The organism is Photorhabdus hindustanensis (assembly GCF_002968995.1).
GTDB lineage: Bacteria > Pseudomonadota > Gammaproteobacteria > Enterobacterales > Enterobacteriaceae > Photorhabdus > Photorhabdus akhurstii.
The window spans coordinates 1-1,301 of record NZ_PUWT01000171.1; the positions used below are offsets into that span (position 1 = coordinate 1).

General features: G+C 45.5%; 1 protein-coding gene. It reads left to right on the forward strand.

Features of this window, described 5'->3' with window-relative positions:
- The first annotated feature begins 125 nt into the window (after window positions 1-125).
- Window positions 126-1,256: an ISAs1 family transposase gene (locus tag C6H66_RS25025; protein ID WP_046397199.1), complete on the forward strand. Its 1,131-nt coding sequence runs from the start codon at window positions 126-128 to the stop codon at window positions 1,254-1,256.
- Window positions 1,257-1,301 lie beyond the last annotated feature (45 nt).

Sequence of the window (1,301 nt, forward strand, 5' to 3'; positions counted from 1 at the left end):
AATTGAAGAGTAACGCGCTAAAACCAGGGCAAGATCACGAATGTTTTTTAGCCAAAAATAAAATAGGTTGCTTCAAATAAAGCACTGTGATCTTATACTCTCTTTTGAGAGTGAAAACCTATATCATGTGCCTTGAGAACTTTACCCTTCATTTTTCGGCAATCCAAGACCCTCGCCAGAGTGCGAAAGTCACCTATCCTTTATTTGACATCCTGTTTTCGTCACTGTGTGCCGTGATTGCGGGCGCAGAAGGCTGGAGTGATATTCAGGAGTATACCGAAGGGCACCATGATTGGTTCCTGAAACAAGGCATGTTCAAAGAAGGTGTCCCTGTTGATGATACGTTTGCCCGCCTTATTTCGCGCATTAACCCGGAACAATTTAACCTCTGTTTTATCAACTGGATGAAGGCTGTTCATGAACTCACCCAGGGCGAATTAGTGGCCATTGACGGTAAAGTATTGCGGGGCGCTTATTCACCGGAAGAGCGCCTTTCCACGCTGCATTTGGTGAGCGCTTATGCCACCACGAATAAACTGGTGATGGGTCAGGTTAGGACAGAAAAGAAGTCCAATGAAATCACGGCTATTCCTGAGCTGATTAAATTGTTAGACCTAAAAGGCGCGTTGGTTTCCCTTGATGCGATGGGATGTCAGACCCGGATAGCTCAGGCACTCCTTGATGCGGGTGCGGATTATTTGTTCAGTGTTAAAGATAACCAAAAACATCTCCACAGGGCGATTCAAAAGGCGTTAAAAGCCCAGCGTATCGCGCCTTCGGTAAGAGAAAAAGTCATGCTGGAACAGTCGCATGGACGCCTTGAAATCCGGGAAAGTCATGTCATCAGTGCCGAGACACTCAAAGCAGAATTCCCCGCCTGGCCGGAATTAAAAACCCTTGGTGTTGTCATGGGTTACCGGCAAGAAAAAGGCCAATCACCCAGTCTGGAGTATCGTTATTACATCAGCTCAGCCCCCCTGACAGAAGAAAGCTTAGCTCAGGCAGTGCGCAGCCATTGGCGTATTGAGAACAATCTCCATTGGGTATTGGATGCGACGTTTCATGAGGATGATTGTCAGATTTATCGAGAAAATGCGGCGGAAAATATCGCGATATTGAGGCGAATTGCCTTGAATATGCTGAAAACAGAAGGCAGCAAATTAAGTATAAGAAAGAAACGAATGCGAGCCTGGATGAAAACGCAATTTCTGGAACAAGTCGTACAAGCAGGATTTTCTAATCTGAATAATATTTAAGCATTCATGCGGTTGCCCTGGGTTCTGCAATGATTTTGTTCTCTA